At 69.0% G+C, this 18310-nt stretch carries 18 protein-coding genes; 9 read left to right on the forward strand and 9 right to left on the reverse strand.

Translation table 11 applies throughout. The annotated features are described in order from the left end of the window. Window positions 1-18: 18 nt before the first annotated feature. On the reverse strand, window positions 19-393 hold the full coding sequence (locus HUV01_RS00530) for an SgcJ/EcaC family oxidoreductase (protein ID WP_174296374.1): 375 nt from the start codon (window positions 391-393) through the stop codon (window positions 19-21). 136 nt (window positions 394-529) lie between these two features. Here HUV01_RS00530 and lipA point away from each other — a divergent pair, with 136 nt between their 5' ends. Together lipA and HUV01_RS00540 are read left to right on the forward strand one after the other, a co-directional pair. Then, entirely contained in the window at window positions 530-1447 is a 918-nt protein-coding gene (gene lipA / locus HUV01_RS00535; RefSeq protein WP_174296375.1) for a lipoyl synthase, read from the forward strand. Then, window positions 1447-1941: a type II toxin-antitoxin system RatA family toxin gene (locus HUV01_RS00540; RefSeq protein WP_174296376.1), complete on the forward strand. Its 495-nt coding sequence runs from the start codon at window positions 1447-1449 to the stop codon at window positions 1939-1941. Before lipA ends, HUV01_RS00540 begins: the two co-directional genes overlap by 1 nt. Here HUV01_RS00540 and HUV01_RS00545 read toward each other — a convergent pair. From HUV01_RS00545 to HUV01_RS00555, 3 genes are read right to left on the reverse strand one after another with little or no spacing between them, the layout of a single operon-like run. Next, the gene (locus tag HUV01_RS00545) at window positions 1869-2411 is read right to left on the reverse strand and encodes a CinA family protein (protein WP_174296377.1); all 543 of its coding nucleotides are present in this window, start codon (window positions 2409-2411) and stop codon (window positions 1869-1871) included. The genes HUV01_RS00540 and HUV01_RS00545 overlap by 73 nt on opposite strands. Next, window positions 2408-2935 carry a hypothetical protein gene (locus HUV01_RS00550; protein WP_254606279.1) on the reverse strand — a complete coding sequence of 176 codons (528 nt, stop codon included), beginning with the start codon at window positions 2933-2935 and terminating at the stop codon, window positions 2408-2410. The genes HUV01_RS00545 and HUV01_RS00550 overlap by 4 nt, the downstream gene beginning before the upstream one ends. Continuing rightward, window positions 2932-4116, reverse strand: a complete 1185-nt coding sequence (locus tag HUV01_RS00555) for a bifunctional 2-C-methyl-D-erythritol 4-phosphate cytidylyltransferase/2-C-methyl-D-erythritol 2,4-cyclodiphosphate synthase (RefSeq protein ID WP_174296378.1) — start codon at window positions 4114-4116, stop codon at window positions 2932-2934. Before HUV01_RS00555 ends, HUV01_RS00550 begins: the two co-directional genes overlap by 4 nt. Window positions 4117-4199: 83 nt before the next feature. On the opposite strand from HUV01_RS00555, the gene dusB reads away from it, so the two are divergent. From dusB to hflX, 7 genes are all read left to right on the forward strand, one after another. Continuing rightward, a complete protein-coding gene (gene dusB, locus HUV01_RS00560; protein ID WP_174296379.1) occupies window positions 4200-5201 on the forward strand; it encodes a tRNA dihydrouridine synthase DusB in 1002 nt (333 codons plus the stop codon). 1 nt (window position 5202) lies between these two features. After that, a complete protein-coding gene (locus HUV01_RS00565; protein WP_174296380.1) occupies window positions 5203-6234 on the forward strand; it encodes a two-component system sensor histidine kinase NtrB in 1032 nt (343 codons plus the stop codon). Next, entirely contained in the window at window positions 6231-7700 is a 1470-nt protein-coding gene (ntrC, locus tag HUV01_RS00570) for a nitrogen regulation protein NR(I) (protein ID WP_174296381.1), read from the forward strand. The genes HUV01_RS00565 and ntrC overlap by 4 nt, the downstream gene beginning before the upstream one ends. A gap of 70 nt (window positions 7701-7770) precedes the next feature. Next, window positions 7771-10017 carry a sensor histidine kinase NtrY-like gene (locus HUV01_RS00575; protein WP_254606280.1) on the forward strand — a complete coding sequence of 749 codons (2247 nt, stop codon included), beginning with the start codon at window positions 7771-7773 and terminating at the stop codon, window positions 10015-10017. A 5-nt stretch (window positions 10018-10022) separates the two neighbouring features. After that, a complete protein-coding gene (ntrX, locus tag HUV01_RS00580; protein WP_174296382.1) occupies window positions 10023-11393 on the forward strand; it encodes a nitrogen assimilation response regulator NtrX in 1371 nt (456 codons plus the stop codon). A gap of 31 nt (window positions 11394-11424) precedes the next feature. Then, window positions 11425-12027, forward strand: a complete 603-nt coding sequence (gene hfq / locus HUV01_RS00585) for an RNA chaperone Hfq (RefSeq protein WP_438827131.1) — start codon at window positions 11425-11427, stop codon at window positions 12025-12027. Continuing rightward, window positions 12024-13331 carry a GTPase HflX gene (gene hflX, locus HUV01_RS00590; protein ID WP_174296384.1) on the forward strand — a complete coding sequence of 436 codons (1308 nt, stop codon included), beginning with the start codon at window positions 12024-12026 and terminating at the stop codon, window positions 13329-13331. The genes hfq and hflX overlap by 4 nt, the downstream gene beginning before the upstream one ends. 283 nt (window positions 13332-13614) lie before the next feature. Here hflX and mazG read toward each other — a convergent pair whose 3' ends face one another. Genes mazG through metG form a run of 5 tightly spaced genes read right to left on the reverse strand, consistent with a single transcriptional unit; the run spans window position 13615 to window position 18147 of the window. Beyond that, a complete protein-coding gene (gene mazG / locus HUV01_RS00595) occupies window positions 13615-14370 on the reverse strand; it encodes a nucleoside triphosphate pyrophosphohydrolase (RefSeq protein WP_174296385.1) in 756 nt (251 codons plus the stop codon). A 27-nt stretch (window positions 14371-14397) separates the two neighbouring features. Next, entirely contained in the window at window positions 14398-15033 is a 636-nt protein-coding gene (locus HUV01_RS00600; protein WP_174296393.1) for a retropepsin-like aspartic protease family protein, read from the reverse strand. Beyond that, a complete protein-coding gene (locus tag HUV01_RS00605; protein WP_174296386.1) occupies window positions 15030-15794 on the reverse strand; it encodes an MBL fold metallo-hydrolase in 765 nt (254 codons plus the stop codon). Before HUV01_RS00605 ends, HUV01_RS00600 begins: the two co-directional genes overlap by 4 nt. Continuing rightward, complete coding sequence (locus tag HUV01_RS00610; RefSeq protein WP_174296387.1) at window positions 15791-16585, reverse strand: TatD family hydrolase; 795 nt, start codon at window positions 16583-16585, stop codon at window positions 15791-15793. Before HUV01_RS00610 ends, HUV01_RS00605 begins: the two co-directional genes overlap by 4 nt. Further along, window positions 16585-18147 (reverse strand): methionine--tRNA ligase, encoded by a 1563-nt coding sequence (gene metG, locus HUV01_RS00615; protein WP_174296388.1) that lies wholly within the window; start codon window positions 18145-18147, stop codon window positions 16585-16587. The genes HUV01_RS00610 and metG overlap by 1 nt, the downstream gene beginning before the upstream one ends. Window positions 18148-18310: the final 163 nt, after the last annotated feature.

An 18310-nucleotide genomic window follows, 5' to 3' on the forward strand; every position in this document is an offset into this window, starting at 1 on the left:
TCCGAGCAGCGTGCGCGTCTATTCGGGCATCGCAGACGAATGGTGCTCGGCGATCTTCCATCCGTCGGGGCCTCGGCGGTACACGAAGGTGAAGCGGCATGGCACCTGCGTCGTCGCGCCGTCGACCGTGAGGTCGAACGTGTACACGCCCGAATCGATCGCGACGTCCCCATAGTCTCGGACGTTGGACTCGTTCACGACGCCGCGGGGTCGCTTGGCGAGGAACGCCGTGAAATAGTCTCGGATTTCCGAGTGGTTATGTCGCACCTCGTTCGACAAGGTCGGCAACAGGATCGCGTCGGGGCCGTACAGGCAAACGACCGCATCCGGATCCCGCGTCTGTAGGGCCTCGTTCCAGGTCGTGAACAGGGCTTGGATGTCGGCCTTTGCCATGGATGCCTCCTCTCCCGCCGCGCGACGCCGATCCGGCCGCGTCTGGGGCGTGGCCCCCTATCGCCGAAGCGCGAATACGGCAAGCCGCGCTGGCTGCGGCATTGTCTTGGCCCGTGCCGACCGCTATCTTCGAACCATGAACGACATGACGCCGCTGGCGCGCGCCCCCCGGGAGCGCAAGCCCGACTGGATCCGCGTCAAGGCCCCGACCTCGACCGGGTTCGCGGAGACCAAGGCGCTGATGCGCCGCCTGAAGCTTGCCACTGTTTGCGAGGAGGCGGCTTGTCCCAATATCGGCGAGTGCTGGACCAAGAAGCACGCGACGGTGATGATCCTGGGCGATACCTGCACTCGCGCCTGTGCCTTCTGCAACGTCAAGACCGGTATGCCACGTGCGGTCGATCCGCTGGAGCCTGAGCATACGGCCACCGCCGCCGCCGAGATGGGCCTGGAGCATATCGTCATAACCTCGGTCGATCGCGACGACCTGCCTGACGGCGGCGCGTCGCAGTTCGTCAAGGTGATCGAGGCGTTGCGACGGAACACGCCTCGCACGACGATCGAGATACTGACGCCCGATTTTCGGAACAAGGCGCAATCGGCAGTCGAGTCGATCGTCGCCGCGCGGCCCGACGTCTATAATCACAACCTGGAGACGGTGCCGCGGCTCTATCCGACGATCCGGCCCGGTGCGCGCTATTACGCTTCTCTAAGGCTGCTCGAGAGCGTGAAGCGCCATGATCCGTCCATTTTCACCAAGTCCGGCGTGATGATGGGACTGGGCGAGCAGCGGCTGGAGGTTCATCAGGTGATGGATGACATGCGCTCCGCCGATATCGATTTCCTGACGATGGGACAGTATCTCCAGCCGACTCCACGCCATGCCAAGGTAGCGGATTACGTCACTCCGCAGGCGTTCGACGCCTATGCGCAGATCGCCCGCGCCAAGGGGTTCCTGCTTGTCGCCTCGTCCCCGCTCACCCGGTCCAGCTACCATGCCGGTGAGGACTTCGCGCGGCTGCGAGCCGCCCGCGAGTTGAAACTGGCGCGCTGATGCCCGAACATCGCGAGACGCGACGCCTGCCCTACACGCCGGAGCAGATGTTTGACCTCGTTGCCGACGTTACCCGCTATCCCGAGTTCCTACCTTGGGTGAATGCAGCCCGGGTCCGTTCCGACTCCCCCGTGCAGATGGTCGCCGACATGATCGTCGGCTTCAAGGGTCTGCGCGAGAGCTTCACGTCGAAGGTGGAGAAGCAGCGGCCGGGCAGCATACACGTCGATTACGTAGACGGACCGCTGAAGTTCCTGCGCAACGAGTGGGCGTTTGCGCCAGATGGTGATGGCGGCTGCCGGGTCGACTTCGCGGTCGCCTTTCAGTTCAAGAACCGATTGTTCGAGACGATCGCCGGCCAGGTGTTCGGAAGCGCGCTGCGCCGGATGATCGGGGCGTTCGAGGAACGCGCGAAGGCGCTTTACGGCAAGGAGTCGGGCGGCGTGTCCGACCGATCCGGCATCAACAGGTCGAGCGCGCACAGCGCCGCCTGAAACCGGATGCCGCCACGGCCGAGATCGCCGAACTGGCGCACGTCCGCTACGACTTCCCCCGGATCATCGCCACGCTGGGCGCGCGCGAACACCACGGTGCCGACCGGCTTCTTCGTGGAACCGCCGCCTGGTCCCGCGACGCCGGTGATCGCCACCGCCACATCGGCGTCCGACCGCGCGAGCGCGCCCTGCGCCATGCTCCAGGCCGTCGCGATCGAGACGGCGCCGAACGTGTCGAGCACGTCCTCGCTTACCTTCAGGAAACCGCGCTTCGCTTCGTTGGAATAAGTGACGAACCCGCCTTCGACCACATCCGAACAGCCCGCGACCTCCGTCAGCGCCGCTGCGACCAGCCCGCCCGTACAGCTCTCCGCGGTAATGATCCGGCGCCCGGCAGCCCGGTTCGCCTCCACGACGCGGATCGCGGCGGCGACCAGCTCCGCCGGCAGGATCGTTCCTCGAACGCTCATCGCGGCTCCGCGCAAAGCGGAAGGTTGGGCACGCTGACCGATTTGCCCTTCGCCTTCTGCGCCTTTAGATATTGCAGCGCAGTCACTACCACGCCCGCGGCGTTGCGCGGCGGCAGCGGGGCGAGCTCGGTCACGAGCCGGTCGATCATGGCACAGTCGCCGGTGTCGATCCGCCCGACGAGCTGGGGCACCAGCAGCGTGACGAGCAGCGGGCGGGCGTAGTCGGACTGGAGCAGCGTCTGCACCATCGGGTCGCTGAGCTTCACGATCGCTGCCTGCGCATCGGGCCAGGCCCGCGCCGCGGCGGCGTCGAACCGGTCGATGAATGCACCTTGCCGCTGGCGGATCAGGCTGGCGGGCGGAAGCCGGTCGACGCAGATCGTGCCGGTCTCGCGGATGATCTCGGGCATTGCCACCAGCGCGATCGACTCGGCCTCGGGCGCGGTCAGGCAGGGTGCGGCGGAGGCTGGCGCAGGCGCGAGGGCAATGGCCAGCAGCGCCGCGATGAAGGTCCGGCGCCTCACGCGGTGCCAACTCCCGCCGATGGAAGCCGGACCGTGGCGCAGGCCTGGGCGGCGATGCCCTCGCCGCGTCCGGTGAAGCCAAGCCGTTCGGTGGTGGTCGCCTTGATGCTCACGCGCGCCTCGTCCAGCTCCAGCAGCGCGGCGATGCGGGCGCGTATCGCGGCACGATGCGGGCCGATCTTCGGCTCCTCGCAGATCAGGGTAAGATCCACGAAGACGATTGCGCCGCCCTGTGCCTCGACAAGGGCTGCGGCGTGACGCAGGAACCGGTCGGACGAAGCGCCCTTCCACTGCGGGTCGCTTGGCGGGAAGTGCGTGCCGATGTCGCCCGCCGCGATCGTGCCGAGCAGCGCATCCGTCAGCGCGTGGAGCGCCACGTCCGCGTCGCTGTGCCCGGACAGCCCGCGGTCGTGCGGGATGAGGACGCCCCCCAGCCACAAATCCTCACCCGCCTCCAGCCGATGCACGTCAAAGCCGGTCGCCATCCGGGTCTCGCTCGCACTGTCGAGCCGCGCCTGCGCTGCGGCGATGTCCTGCGGGTGGGTGATCTTGTCCAGCATCATGTCTCCGGCCACGATGGCCACGTCCTGTCCCGCGTCCCGTACCATCTGCGCATCGTCCGTGACATCGCGGTCCGTCGGCCACAAGCGGTGAGCGGCCACTATCGCCTCATACACGAACGCCTGCGGCGTCTGCACGCGATACAGCGCGTCGCGGTCGACGGTGTCGCCGAGCCGCAGGTCGCCGAGGACCCGGTCCGAGCGCGCGAGCGTGTCGACGAGGGGGAGCACCGGGATCGCGCCCGCATGGGAGCCGAGCGCCGCCAGCAGCCGGTCGATCACCGCGCCCGGCACGAACGGCCGAGCGGCGTCATGGATCAGCACGCGCGCCGGGGGATCGTCAGCCAGCGCGGCCAGGCCCTTCTCGACCGACTGTCGCCGCAGGACGCCGCCGGTCACGATCGCTGCCGGCTCGCCGAGCGCAGCGGCGAGGGACGCGCGCTGATCGTCGGCCGTCACCACCACCACCTCGTCGATGGCGGGATGACGGGCCAATGCGCGGAACGCGTGCGCGACGATCGCCTTGCCGCCGATCGTCTTGTATTGCTTGGGGACGTCGCCGCCGATCCGAGCGCCGCGGCCGGCGGCCATCAACAGCGCCACCGTGCGAGGTTTGCTCATCCGCGAGCGTCTAGACGAAGCCGCGCCCGCCCGCCAGCCTTGCCCACGAGAAGTCGATCCCGTACTGCCCGTTTTTCAGGCATATGAACCAGACCCTAGCTTCCCTTCGGATCGGTCCCGTGCGGATCGATACGCCGGTGATCCTGGCGCCGATGACCGGCGTCACGGATCGGCCGTTCCGCACGCTCGTCCGCCGCTATGGCTCGGGGCTGAACGTCACCGAGATGATCGCCAGCCAGGCCGCGATCCGCGAGACGCGGCAGTCGTTGCAGAAATGGGCCTGGGACCCGGTCGAGGATCCGGTGTCGATGCAGCTCGTCGGCTGCACCCCGCACGAGATGGCGGAGGCGGCGAAGCTGTCGCAGGATCGCGGGGCGGCGATCGTCGACATCAACATGGGCTGCCCGGTCCGCAAGGTTACGAGCGGGGACGCGGGATCGGCGCTGATGCGTGACCTGAAGCTCGCGGCCGCGATCGTTTCCGCGACGGTTCGCGCGGTGTCGGTGCCCGTCACGCTCAAGATGCGGATGGGCTGGTGCCACGACAGCCTGAACGCGCCCGAGCTGGCGCGGATCGCCGAGGACCTGGGGGTAAGGATGGTGACTGTCCACGGTCGCACCCGCAACCAAATGTACAAGGGCGCCGCCGACTGGCGCTTCGTGGCGGGCGTCAAGCAGGCGGTGACGATACCGGTCATCGTCAACGGCGACATCTGCTCGCCCGAGGATGCCGCGGCCGCGCTGGCCCAGTCGGGCGCGGACGGCGTGATGATCGGGCGCGGCGCCTATGGCAGGCCGTGGCTCCTCGGCCAGGTGATGCGCTGGCTGGAGACCGGGCATCCGGTTCCCGACCCGGACCTCGACGAGCAGTATCGCGCGATCGCCGGCCACTACGAGGAAATGCTCGAGCATTACGGCATCACGACCGGCGTCAACATGGCCCGCAAGCACATCGGCTGGTACACGCGCGGCCTGCCCGGATCGGCCGAGTTCCGCAACCGGGTGAACCAGGAGCCCGATCCGGCGGTGGTGCGCGCGATGCTGGCGGAGTTCTACGCGCCCTGGCGCCGACAGGATGCGGCCTGAGATGACAGCGGCGCGTCCGGATCGCCCGCCCGCCATCCCGGATGCGGACCTGTTCGCGGCGTTGCCGGTGACGGCGATGCTGGTCGACCCCGACGGTCGTATCAGACGGGTCAATCCCGCCGGCGAGCTGCTGCTCAACTGGTCCGATCGTGGCCTGCGCGGCCAGGCGCTCGCGGCGGTGCTGCCCGGCGTTCCCGATCGCGCGGAGGACTTCGCCGCGTTCGATACCGTGATCGAGACGGCGCGCGGCATCCGGTTGCGGGCGGATGTCGCCGAGGCGGCGCTGCCCGACCAGCCCGGCTGGCGGCTCGTCACGCTGCATGCGACCAGCCCGCGCCAGTTCGACCGCGCGCCCGGCACGCGCGCCGCGATCGGCGCGGCGGCGATGCTGGCGCACGAGATCCGCAACCCGCTGTCGGGAATTCGCGGCGCGGCGCAGCTGCTGGGAGAGGGCGAGCTGCCGCGTCTCATCATCGACGAGGTCGATCGCATCGTCGGGCTGATCGACCGGATGGAGGACTTCACCGACACCCGCCCGCTGCCGATCGCGCCCGAGAACATCTATCCCGTGCTCGATCACGTCACGCGGATCGCGCGTGCCGGGTTCGCCCGCGACGTCGTCGTAGAGGAACGGTTCGATCCGTCCCTGCCGGCCGCGCTCGCGAACCGGAACGCACTGATCCAGGTGCTGCTGAACCTCATGAAGAACGCCGCCGAGGCGACGCAGGGCCAGGCGGCACGGCGGATCGTGCTGGCGACCGCCTATCGCCATGGCGTCACCAGCGCAGCGCTCGGTCGCGCGCCGCAACGGCTGCCGATCGAGATCGCGGTGCTGGACGACGGTCCGGGCGCGCCTGCCGACATCGCCGACCATCTGTTCGATCCGTTCGTGTCCGGCCGACCGGAAGGTCGCGGGCTGGGGCTGGCGCTGGTCGACAAGCTGGTGCGCGACATGGGCGGCATCGTCCATCACGCGCGCGAGGGGTATCCGCAGATGACCGTCTTCCGCCTGCTGCTGCCGCGCGCGGCATGAGCGAGGGCGGTTCGCACGTCCTGGTGGTCGACGACGATCGCGCGATCCGCACCGTCGTGGCTCAGGCGTTGCGTCGCGCCGGGCACGAGGTCACGGCCGTGGCGACGCTGCGCGAACTGGATGCGGCACTCGCCCGTGAGCGACCGGACGTGCTGCTGACCGACGTGGTGCTGCCTGATGGTGACGGACTGGAGCGGGCGGCGGCGGTCGCGCGCAGCCATCCCGAGTTGCCGGTGATCGTCTTCTCCGCGCGCAACACGCTGTCGACCGCGGTGCGCGCGACGGAGGCGGGAGCGTTCGACTACCTGCCCAAGCCGTTCGACCTCGACATGCTGACGCGATCGGTAGCGGCGGCGCTGGCGCGTGGCGGGCATGGCGCCTCGAGCGGTGTCGCAAGCCCCGAGGAGGGTCTGCCGCTGATCGGCCGGTCCCCGGCGATGCAGGATGTCTACCGCACGATCGCGCGCGTGGTGGCGACGGATCTGACCGTGCTGATCACGGGCGAGTCGGGGACTGGCAAGGAACTGGTCGCGCGCGCAATCCACGACCTGGGGCCGCGCGCGGCGGCGCCGTTCGTCGCGCTCAACATGGCCGCGATCCCCCGCGAGTTGATCGAGGCGGAGCTGTTCGGGCACGAGCGCGGCGCCTTCACCGGCGCCGCGAGCCGTGCCGCCGGCCGGTTCGAGCAGGCGGCGGGCGGCACGTTGTTCCTCGACGAGATCGGCGACATGCCGACCGACGCGCAGACCCGTCTGCTCCGCGTGCTGCAATCAGGCGAGTTCACCTCGGTAGGCGGCGCCCGCGCGCTGCGCGCCGACGTGCGCGTGCTGGCGGCGAGCAACCGCGACCTGACGGCGCAGGTGGCGACAGGGCTGTTCCGCGAGGACCTGTTCTACCGCCTGAACGTCGTCCCGATCGCGATGCCGGCGCTACGCGAGCGGCAAGGCGACGTCGCGCTGCTCGCGCGCCATTTCCTGGACTCCGCGCCGGCGCAGGGATTGCCGCGCAAGACGCTGGAGGACGCGGCGGTCTCCGCGCTGGAGGCCCACGACTGGCCCGGCAACGTGCGCGAGCTGGAGAACCTGATGCGGCGCCTCGCGGTGCTGAGCCGTGACGAGCGGCTCGGCGCCGGCGACATCGCGGCGATGCTGGGCCGCCGCGAGCCCCTCGGGATCGAACGGACGGCTGACGATCGGGTCGGCGCCGAAGACCCCGACATCGCCCATGCGATACGGGCGCGCATCGCACGGCTTGCGCGCGAGCGGCCGGCCGCGCTGGAGGACGGCTCGCTCTACGATCAGGTGATCGGCGAGGCGGAGCGGTCGCTGATCGAGGCGATGCTCGCCCGGTGCAACGGCAATCAGCTTCGCGCGGCCAGGGCGCTGGGCATCAATCGCAACACGCTGCGCAAGCGGCTCGACTCGCTCGGCATCGACGGCACGGGGCGCAAGGCCACGGCAGCCTAGACGGCGCGACGTCAACTATGTGTTTTCGCGGCCACACCGCTTGTGTATCGTGTTGCGGATGATCGCCGGCATGCAGCCCGTTTCCGATCCCTCGATGATGTCGCGGCGCTTCACCGTCACGCCGCTGATGGAGGCGGGCGTGCTTGCGCTCGCCGCCGCGATCGCGGTGACGAGCTATTTCGTGATCGCAGGAGAGGTGCGCGCCGAGCGGCTGATGTCGCAGGGGCTGGTCGCGTTGCTGCTGGTCGGCAATCTCGTTCCGGGCGTCGCGCTGATCATCCTGCTTGGCCGCCGCATCGCGCGTCGGCGCGCGGCGCGCTCGCCGGTCGGGGGCGAGGGGCAGCTGCACGTCCGGCTGGTGGCGTTGTTCTCCGTCATGGCGGCGGTGCCGATGCTGCTGGTCGCGCTCGTCGCCTCGGTGCTTTTCCAATATGGCATCGAGTTCTCCTCCAGTAGCCGGGCGCGGGCGATGGTCGCCAACGCGCGCGAACTGGTGCGGGGAAACTTCCAGCGCGAGCTGCACTCCGTGGTCGCCGAGACCAATGCGATGAGCGGCGACATCGGCGGCTATCTGAAAGAGAGTCCGATCGAGAGCCAGCGGTTCCAGAAAGGGCTGGTCTTCCAGACGTTGAGGCGCGAGCTGTCGGAAGCGATGATCCTCGCCGCCAACGACCCCGACAAGCCGCTGGCCGTGCTCAATCCTTCCGATCGCCCGATGACCAACGTCGTCACCGCGCGGATGCTCGGGCAGTTCCGGCACGGGTCCAGGGTGGTCATCGTCCAGAGCCGCGACCGGATAGGGGCGATCGTGCCTCTGGCCTACGATGGCGGTTCCTACCTTTATGCCTCGCGCGTGTTCGACGAACAGCTCGCCGCGCTGCTGCGACGCGGTGACGCGATACTGGCCGACTATCGCGCGCTCCAGTCGCGTTCGCGTACGCTGCAGCTGGAGTTCAACGCGGCGCTGCTCGCGCTTTCGCTCGTCATCATCGGCATCGGCGTGTGGATCGCACTTGCGGTCGCGGACAGGCTGGTGCGTCCCATCGGCGAACTGGTCGACGCCGCGCGCAGGGTCGAGGGCGGCGACCTGACCGCGCGCGTCACCGCGCCGCGCACCCGCGACGAGGTCGGCACGCTGGCCAGCGCTTTCAACCAAATGACCGGGCGGCTCCAGAAGCAGAACACCGCGCTCGTCACCGCGAACGAACAGCTCGACAGCCGCCGCGCGCTGACGGAGGCGGTCATGGGCGGCGTGTCGGCGGGGGTGATCTCGGTGGCGGACGACCGGACGATCCGCATCATCAACCGCTCGGCATCTCAGCTGCTGGACGTCGACAAGGTGGGGGGCGATGTGGCCGCCGTCGGTCGCCCGCTGGTGGAAGTGTCCCGTGAGCTCGACCGGTTGCTCAACGGCGCGGCGCGCGAGGCGGTGGTGCAGGTGCAGGCGGGAACCGAGCTGCGCACGCTCGCGGTGCGGATCGTGCGCGCGGACGCAGGCCCGATCCTGACCTTCGACGACGTGACGCAACAGTTGCAGGATCAGCGTCGTGCGGCCTGGGCCGACGTCGCCCGCCGCATCGCGCACGAGATCAAGAATCCGCTCACCCCGATCCAGCTCGCCGCCGAGCGGCTCCAGCGCCGCTATGGCCGCACCGTCGAGGAAGGCGATACGACCTTTGGTCGGCTGACCGAGACGATCGTGCGCCAGGTCGGCGACCTTCGCCGGATGGTCGACGAGTTCTCGTCCTTCGCGCGGATGCCCAAGCCCGTTTTCCGGCCCGAGCCGCTGGTCGACATCGCACGCCAGACGATGTTCCTGCACGAGGTCGCGCATCCGGGCGTTCGCTTCCGCCTGATCCATGACGATCCCGGTCCCGTCATGGTCTGCGACCGCCGCCAGATCGGCCAGGCACTGACCAATCTCGTCAAGAACGCGGTGGAGGCGGTGGAGGCGGCCGAAGCGGATGCGGGCACGGTCACGATGACGCTGGAGGACATGGCCGGCCGCACCCGGATCGAGGTCGCCGACAGCGGCGTCGGCCTGCCCGCCGAGCGTGATCGCATCCTGGAGCCCTATATGACGACGCGCGCGCGGGGGACCGGGCTGGGGCTCGCGATCGTCAAGAAGATCGTGGAGGAACACGGCGGCACCATCGGCTTCACCGACCGCCCCGGCGGCGGCACGATCGTGACGCTCGATTTCGATGCCGCGATGCTCGCCGGGCTGGAGACGCCGCTCGACACGGATGCCGGCGAAGCCCACGACAGCCTGTATGACGGCGCGGCGCTCGCCCCGCTGACACGAACCCGGATCTGATCCCCATGGCGCTCGACATCCTCGTCGTCGACGACGAACTCGACATTCGCGACCTCGTGTCCGGCGTGCTGGAGGACGAGGGCTATACCGCCCGTGTCGCTGCCGACAGCGATGCCGCCCTGGACGCGATCGCCGACCGGCGGCCCTCGCTGGTGCTGCTCGACGTGTGGCTACAGGGATCGCGGATGGACGGGCTGGATCTGCTTGACGAGATCAAGCGGCGCGATCCGTCGCTGCCGGTGCTGGTGATTTCGGGTCACGGCAATCTCGACACGGCGGTGGCGGCGATCCGGCGCGGCGCATCGGACTTCATCGAGAAGCCGTTCGAGGCGGAACGACTGCTGCTGCTGGTCGAGCGCGCGACCGAGACCGACCGTTTGCGCCAGGAACTCGCCACGTTGCGCGTATCGGCCGGCCGCGACATGGACCTGACCGGGACGTCCAACGCGATCAATGCGGTGCGCGCGACGCTGAAGCGGGTCGCGTCCACCGGCAGCCGGGTGCTGGTGATGGGTCCCGCCGGCGTCGGCAAGGAGGTCGCGGCGCGACTGCTCCACGGGTGGAGCCAGCGCGCGACCGCGCCCTTCACCGTCGTCAGCGCCGCGCGGATGACGCCGGAGCGCGTCGAGGAGGAGCTGTTCGGGACGGAGGAGGGGGGCGTCGTGCGCCCGGGCCTGCTCGAGCAGGCGCATGGCGGAACGCTGTTCCTCGACGAGATCGCCGACATGCCGGTCGCCACCCAGGCAAGGATCATGCGCGTCCTGACCGAGCAGAGCTTCACCCGGGTCGGCGGCGCCCGCGTCGTTAAGGTCGACGTCCGCGTGCTGTCCGCCACTTCGCGTGACCTGACCGTCGAGATCACGGAAGGGCGGTTCCGCGAGGATCTCTACTACCGTCTGAACGTGGTGCCGGTCGCGATCCCGCCGCTCGCCGACCGGCGCGAGGATATCCCGCCGCTCGTCCAGCATTATGTCGCCCATTATGCCGCCGAACGTCGGGTGCGCACGCCGGACGTCGCACCCGACGCGATGGTCGCGCTGCAAGGCTACGACTGGCCGGGCAACGTGCGCCAGTTGCGCAACGTCGTCGAGCGGACGATCATCCTGGCGCCGGGCGACCGCATCGGGCGCATCGATCTCGACCTGCTGCCTTCAGACGTGCTGGGCGCAGCGCCGGAGGCGGGGAGCCCGCCGTCGACGATCATGGGATCGCCGCTGCGCGAGGCGCGCGAGACCTTCGAACGCGAGTATCTGCGCGTCCAGATCCGCCGCTTCTCCGGCAACATCAGCCGCACGGCGAGTTTCATCGGCATGGAACGCTCCGCGCTTCACCGCAAGCTGAAGCTGCTGGGCATCAACGAGACGCGCGAGGAGTGACGGCGGCGGCATAAATACCGCAAGACGCTGGATTCCATGCGCCTGCGGTCCTATTTCATCGCAGCGGGCTCGGTACGATCCGCATCCGACGTCGGGACAACGACGCATTCGCGGGCAACAATCCGCCAACAAGGGGCCGCCGATGGCCGACAAGCAGACCTCGCTCCAGGACCTGTTCCTGAATACCTTGCGTCGCGCCAAGACGCCCGTCACGATGTTCCTCGTCAAGGGCGTCAAGCTCCAGGGCATCGTCACCTGGTTCGACAACTTCTCCGTCCTGCTTCGCCGCGACGGCCAATCCCAGTTGATCTACAAGCACGCCATCTCGACGATCATGCCCGCGGGCCAGATGGACACCAGCGCGATCGTCGATCCGCTCGTCGCGTCCGGCGGCAAGCACCGCGGGCTTCAGGAGGTGTTCCTCGGCGCCGTCACCCGCTCCGACGACAGCGTCACGATGTTCCTCGTCAACGGCGTGATGCTGCAGGGTTATGTCGCCGCCTATGACCTGTTCTGCATGCTGCTCCAGCGCGACGGCTTGTCGCAGCTCGTCTACAAACATGCGGTGTCGACGATCCAGCCGGCGCGTCCGCTCAACCTCGCCGAGGAGCAGGCGGGAGTGGAGGAGGATTGACCGACCCAAATACCGCCAGCGGCTTTGATCGAGATCGCGACGAGTTCGCCCGTGGCGCCCGCGCGATCGTCGTGCTTCCCGACCGCGGCGGCGCCAGCCGGGATGCGGACGCGCGGCTCGCCGAGACGGCGGGTCTGGCGGGAGCGATCGGCGTCGAGGTGGTCGACCGCGTCGCGCTGCGGGTGCGCCAGCCGAGGGCCGCGACGCTGATCGGATCGGGGCAGGCGGCGGCACTTGCCGTCACCGTGCGACAGAACGAGGCGAGCCTCGTCGTCGTGGACGCCGCGCTTTCGCCGATCCAGCAGCGCAACCTGGAGACCGCGCTGGGCTCCAAGGTGATCGATCGCACCGGGCTGATCCTTGAGATATTCGGCGAGCGCGCCGCGACCGCCGAGGGGCGGTTGCAGGTTGAGCTTGCGCATCTCGACTACCAAGCCGGGCGGCTGGTGCGCAGCTGGACGCATCTGGAGCGTCAGCGCGGCGGCTTCGGGTTCCTGGGCGGCCCGGGCGAGACGCAGATCGAGGCCGACCGGCGGCTGATCCGCGACCGTATGGCGAAGCTGCGCCGGGAGCTCGACCAGGTCACCCGCACCCGCGGCCTGCATCGCGGGCGACGGCAGAAGGCGCCGTGGCCGGTGATCGCGCTGGTCGGCTACACCAATGCGGGCAAGTCGACGCTGTTCAACCGGCTGACGGGCGCGGCGGTGATGGCCGAGGACCTGCTGTTCGCGACGCTCGACCCGACGCTGCGGCAGACCGCACTGCCCGGCCTCGACAAGGCGATCGTGTCGGACACGGTGGGCTTCGTGTCCGACCTGCCGACCCAGCTCGTCGCGGCGTTCAAGGCGACGCTGGAAGAAGTCGTTTCCGCCGATCTGCTGATTCACGTCCGCGACATCGCGCATCCCGATAGCGAAGCGCAGCGTGTCGACGTCGAGGCGGTGCTGGCGGAGATCGGCGTCGACGAGACGACGCCGCGGATCGAGGCGTGGAACAAGCTCGACCTGCTTGACCCCGAACGTCATGACGGCCTTCTCGCGGAGGCGGCGCGGCGAGCGGACGTGACGGCGATCTCGGCCTTGACCGGGGAGGGGGTGGATGTCCTTCTGCGCACCGTCGCCGAGCAGTTGACGCAGGGACACCGGCGATACCGGATCGAACTCGACGCGGCCGACGGGGCGGGGGCGGCCTGGCTGCATGCGCATGGCGAGGTGCTGGGGCAGGAGACGATGGACGATCACGTCGCATATGATGTGCGACTGGCGGCGCGCGATCACGAACGGTTCGTGACCCGTACCCGGTGACGGGAGAGTGTGGGAGGGGAGCGGAGTGCCCCCGTCGCGCGCCAGATACCCGCGCGAGGGGCAGGAGAGTCGATCGGGCAATGGCTCGATGCCTACTAGCTGTCCGCATGGATCGACTCGTGGAGTCCTCTGGCGGGCTTGTCGGGCATCATCGATTCTTGACGACGATCCGATTGGTTGCTCGAGCATCAGGATCGACGATGGCCGGATGCTGTCGACGGGACGACAGGCCGCAGCGGCGATGCGGGCAGGGGGCTACTCACCCGCTAATGCGGGCTGGGGGCTACTCACCCGCTCCCGGCTTCTTCGCTTGCGCCCACAGCCGCTCCTTCCCCGCGAGATCGAGGGCGGCGAACCCCGCTCCGGCCTCCGCCTCCATCGCCCGAAACCGCGCCTCGAACTTCGCGCTCGCTCCTCGCAGCGCCGCTTCGGGATCGACGCCCAGGTGCCGCGCCCAGTTGACGACGGAGAACAGGACGTCGCCGATCTCCTCGGCCCGGTGCTCGTGCGAGGTGGCCGTTTCGACCTCCGCCAGTTCCTCGTCGATCTTCGCGCGCGGCCCGGTCGCATCGGGCCAGTCGAAGCCGGTGCGCGCCGCGCGTCCTTGCAGCTTCTCCGCCCGGCTCAGCGCCGGCAGCCCAAGCGCCACGCCCGCCAGTGCGCTCGGGTCGTCCTTCGCCATGCGCTCCTCGGCCTTGATCGCCTCCCAGAAGCCGGGCGTCGCGGCACCCGCAGCATCCGGGCCGAAGATGTGCGGATGGCGGCGCTCCAGCTTGTCGCTGACCGCGTCGACCACATCCGGCAACGCGAACAGCCCGGCTTCCTCGGCGATGCGGCTGTGGAACGCGACCTGGAGCAGCAGGTCGCCGAGCTCGTCCTTCAGGTCGGCCATGTCGCCGCGCTCGATCGCGTCGGCGACCTCATAGGCTTCCTCGATCGTGTAGGGCGCGATGCTGCGGAAGTCCTGCGCGCGGTCCCACTCGCAGCCATGCTCGGGGTCGCGCAGCCGCGCCATGATGGAGACCAGACGTTCGACCATGGCCAGCTCTCGATCCGATAATAGATATTATGTAAAGTCTGCGGTCGATTTGCGACGTTCGGGGTGATGCGGAACCAGGATCAGCGTCGATTCCTCCACCCGCCACGACTTCAGCTGCGACAGGAAGTTCATGCCCAGAACGTCGGTGTCGCCGAACGCCGGCGAGACGACGACCGGCAGGTCGCTCGCGCGGATGTCGCCGAGCGTCAGCCTGCCCACGGTGGCGGTCTTGGCCGCGATCGTGCCGTTGGCGGTGCGGATCAGCATCGGGAACGCGCTCGCCTTGACGTCCAGCCCGGCGGCGTCGGCCGTGTCGCTCGACAAGGCGGTCATCGTCGCGCCGCTGTCGATCAGCAGCCGCCGCGACACGCCGTCCAGCTTCGCGCGCGCCCAAAAATGGCCATCGGCACTCATGCGGATGCGTACCTCGTTGCCGACGACGCTCTGGTCCTCCAGGTTCAGCGCCTTCGCGATCCGCGCGATATAGGGATCGAACCGCTGGCGCTGGCCGATCAGCATCAGGCCGAGCCCGAAGATCAGCGCCCACGACGCCAGCGAGAACACGATGCGTACCAGTGGCACGCGCCGCGCCACCAGCGCCGAGATCGGCAGGACGAGCAACAGCGCATAGAGCAGGAGGTCGGTATTCGTGTGGCCGGTCAGCACGTCATCTCCAGTCCGTCGTAGCCCGGCGCCACCCCGTCGGGCAGCGCGGCGACGAGCGTCATGTGATCCATCGACTGGTCCATGTGTACCAGTGCTGACCGGCCCGGGCGCAACTCGTCGATCCAGCCCAGTACCGCGGCCAATGTGGGATGCGACGGATGCGGCCGGCGACGCAGCGCATCCACCACCCAGATGTCGAGTCCGGTGTAGAGCGCGCGCATCGCGGGGGTCAGCTCGTGGAAGTCGGTCGCATAGCCGATCGCCTGGCCATCGGCCTCGAACCGCAGCCCGGCGGACGTGATGTTCCCATGGGGCTGGTCGACCACGGCCACGTCGATGCCGCCGATCCTCAGCCGATCGGGCAGGACGGATTGCGACACGACCGGAGGATAACCTTCCATCCCCCTAAAGACATAGCCGAACCGCTCGGTGATGACGGTCATCGTCCGTCGCCTCGCATAGCCGTCGACGGGTCGGCCCAGCGCGTGGAACACCTGTCGCAGGTCGTCGATGCCATGGACGTGGTCGGCATGGTCGTGGGTCCAGATCACCGCGTCGACCGTATCCACATCGGCGGCGAGCAGCTGCTCGCGCAGATCCGGCGAGGTGTCGACGAGGATGCGCGTGCCGGCATGTTCGACGATCACCGACGCACGGGTCCGGCGGTTGCGCGGCTCGGCAGGGTCGCAGCTTCCCCAGTCGTTGCCGATCCGCGGCACTCCCGACGAGGTGCCCGAGCCGAGGATCCGTATCTTCATGCGGCGGTCGCCCCCTCGCCCGTCGTCCTGGCGAACAGCCGATGAAAGTTGCGCGCGGTCGTCTCCGCCAGCATCGCCGGGTCCTCGCCCCGCAGCGTCGCGAGGAAGGCGACGGTATCCGCCACGAAGCCCGGCTCCCCCAGCTTGCCGCGATGAGGTACCGGTGCGAGGAACGGTGCATCGGTCTCGACCAGCAAGCGGTCGATCGGCAGGCGGGCGGCGGTCTGCTGCAGATCGCGGGCGTTCTTGAACGTCACGATGCCTGAGATGGATATATAAAGCCCTAACGCCAACGCCTTGTCCGCGAAGTCTCCGGTAGCGGTGAAACAATGGATCACCCCGGTATAGGCGCCCTTCCCCATCTCGTCGGCCAGGATCGCGGCCGTGTCGTCCTCCGCGTCGCGGGTGTGGACGACGATCGGCAGGCCCGTCTCGCGCGCGGCGGCGATGTGCGCCCGGAAGCTCGCACGCTGTCTGTCGCGATCCGAACGGTCGTAGTGATAGTCGAGGCCGGTCTCGCCCAGTCCGACGACCCTGGGATGTTCCGCGCGCGCGACCAACCACCCGGCGCCGACCTCCGGATGCTCGTCCGCCTCGTGCGGGTGGATGCCGATCGTCGCCCATACGTCGGGCTCGCGCTCGGCGGTGGCGATCACCGCATCCCACTCGCGCTCGCGGGTCGAGATGTTGAGCATGGCGGTGACGCCGCGCGCGCGGGCACGGGCCAGCACCTCGGGCTGGCGCTCCAGCATGCCCTCGTAGTTCAGGTGGCAATGGCTATCGGCGAGCATCAGGCGGGCTCCGCGGGCATGTCGAGCCGCGGGAACACCGGTGTCGGTGCCGCGATCCGGAATTCGCTGGCGCCAAGGCGGTCGTACCAGTCGTCATCGTCGATCGCCGCATGGTCGCGGGCCTCCGCCCCGATCTGATCGAGCATGCGAGCGGCGGAGGTCGGCACGACCGGCAGGATCGTGATCGCGAGCGCCCGGATCGCGCGGACCAGCGTGCGCAGCACCGCGTGCATCCTCTCGGGATCGGTCTTGCGCAATGCCCAGGGGGCGGCGGTGTCGATATACTGGTTGCAGGCGACCACGCCGCGCAGCCAGATCTCGATGCCCTGGCTCAGCGCAAGATCGCCGAACGCGGCCTTGAAGCCGGCGCAGGCGAGCGTCACCTCCTCGATCAGCGCGCCGTCGATCGGCTCCGCCCGTCCCCTGCCCGGCAGCTCGCCGCCCAGGGTCTTGGCGATGAACGACACCGTGCGCTGCGCCAGATTGCCGAACGCGTTGGCCAGCTCGGCGTTGGCGCGGGTCACGATCGCCTCGGGCGACCAGCTGCCGTCGTGGCCGAAGCTCACCTCGCGCAACAGGAAATAGCGCAGCGTATCGACGCCATAGGCATCCGCCAGATCGACCGGATCGACGACGTTGCCAAGCGACTTGCTCATCTTCTCCCCACGCTGGAGCAGGAAGCCATGGCCGAACACGCTTCCGGGCAGCGGCAGGCCGGCGGACATCAGGAACGCCGGCCAGTAGACCGCGTGGAAACGGACGATGTCCTTGCCGATCAGGTGCAGGTCCGCGGGCCACCAGCGCGCCAGCTCGTCCGGCGCGTCGGGATAACCGGCCCCGGTGAGATAGTTCGTCAGCGCGTCGACCCACACGTACATGACGTGATCCGGGCTGCCCGGCACCTTCACGCCCCAGTCGAAGCTGGTGCGCGACACCGACAGATCGGTCAGTCCCCCTTCCACGAAACGCATCACCTCGTTGCGTCGCGCGTCCGGGCGGATGAAGTCCGGGTTGGCGGCATAGAGGTCCAGCAGCCTCTGCCGATAGCTGGACAGGCGGAAGAACCATGTCTCCTCCGCGGTCCACTCGACGGGCGTGCCGTGCGGCGACAGCCTCTCGCCCGCGCCGTCCCCTGTCCCCGCCACCAGCTCGTCCTCGGCATAGAATGCCTCGTCGCGGACGGAATACCAGCCCTCGTAGCGATCGAGGTACAGGTCGCCCGCCGCCTCCATCGCGCGCCAGATCGCCTGGCTGGCGGCGTGATGCGCGGGCTCGCTGGTGCGGATGAACCGGTCGTAGGAGATGTCCAGGCGGTCGTCCATCGCACGGAACAGCGCGCTCATCTCGTCCGCGAGCTGCCCTGTCGGGATGCCGCGTGCGCGGGCCGCCTGCATCATCTTGAGGCCATGCTCGTCCGTGCCGGTCTGGAAGCGCACGTCGCGCCCGGCCTGCCGCTGGAAGCGCGCGATCGCGTCGGCGGCGATCGCCTCGTACGCATGGCCGATGTGGGGACGCCCGTTGGGATAGCTGATCGCGGTCGTGACGTAGAAGGGGTCGGCCATGCCGATCGCCTTAGCCGGACCGGCCGCCGCTCGCCAGTCGCGCGACGAGCGCGGAAAGCTCGAGCACCGTCGACTCCGCCGCCATCGAGAGCGGCCGCGCCGCGCCGGCGACGGAGCACGCCGCGTCATAGGCGTCGAGCGCGCGGGCCAGCGCCGGTCCGGT

This window comes from Sphingomonas bacterium (assembly GCF_903643035.1).
GTDB lineage: Bacteria > Pseudomonadota > Alphaproteobacteria > Sphingomonadales > Sphingomonadaceae > Sphingomonas.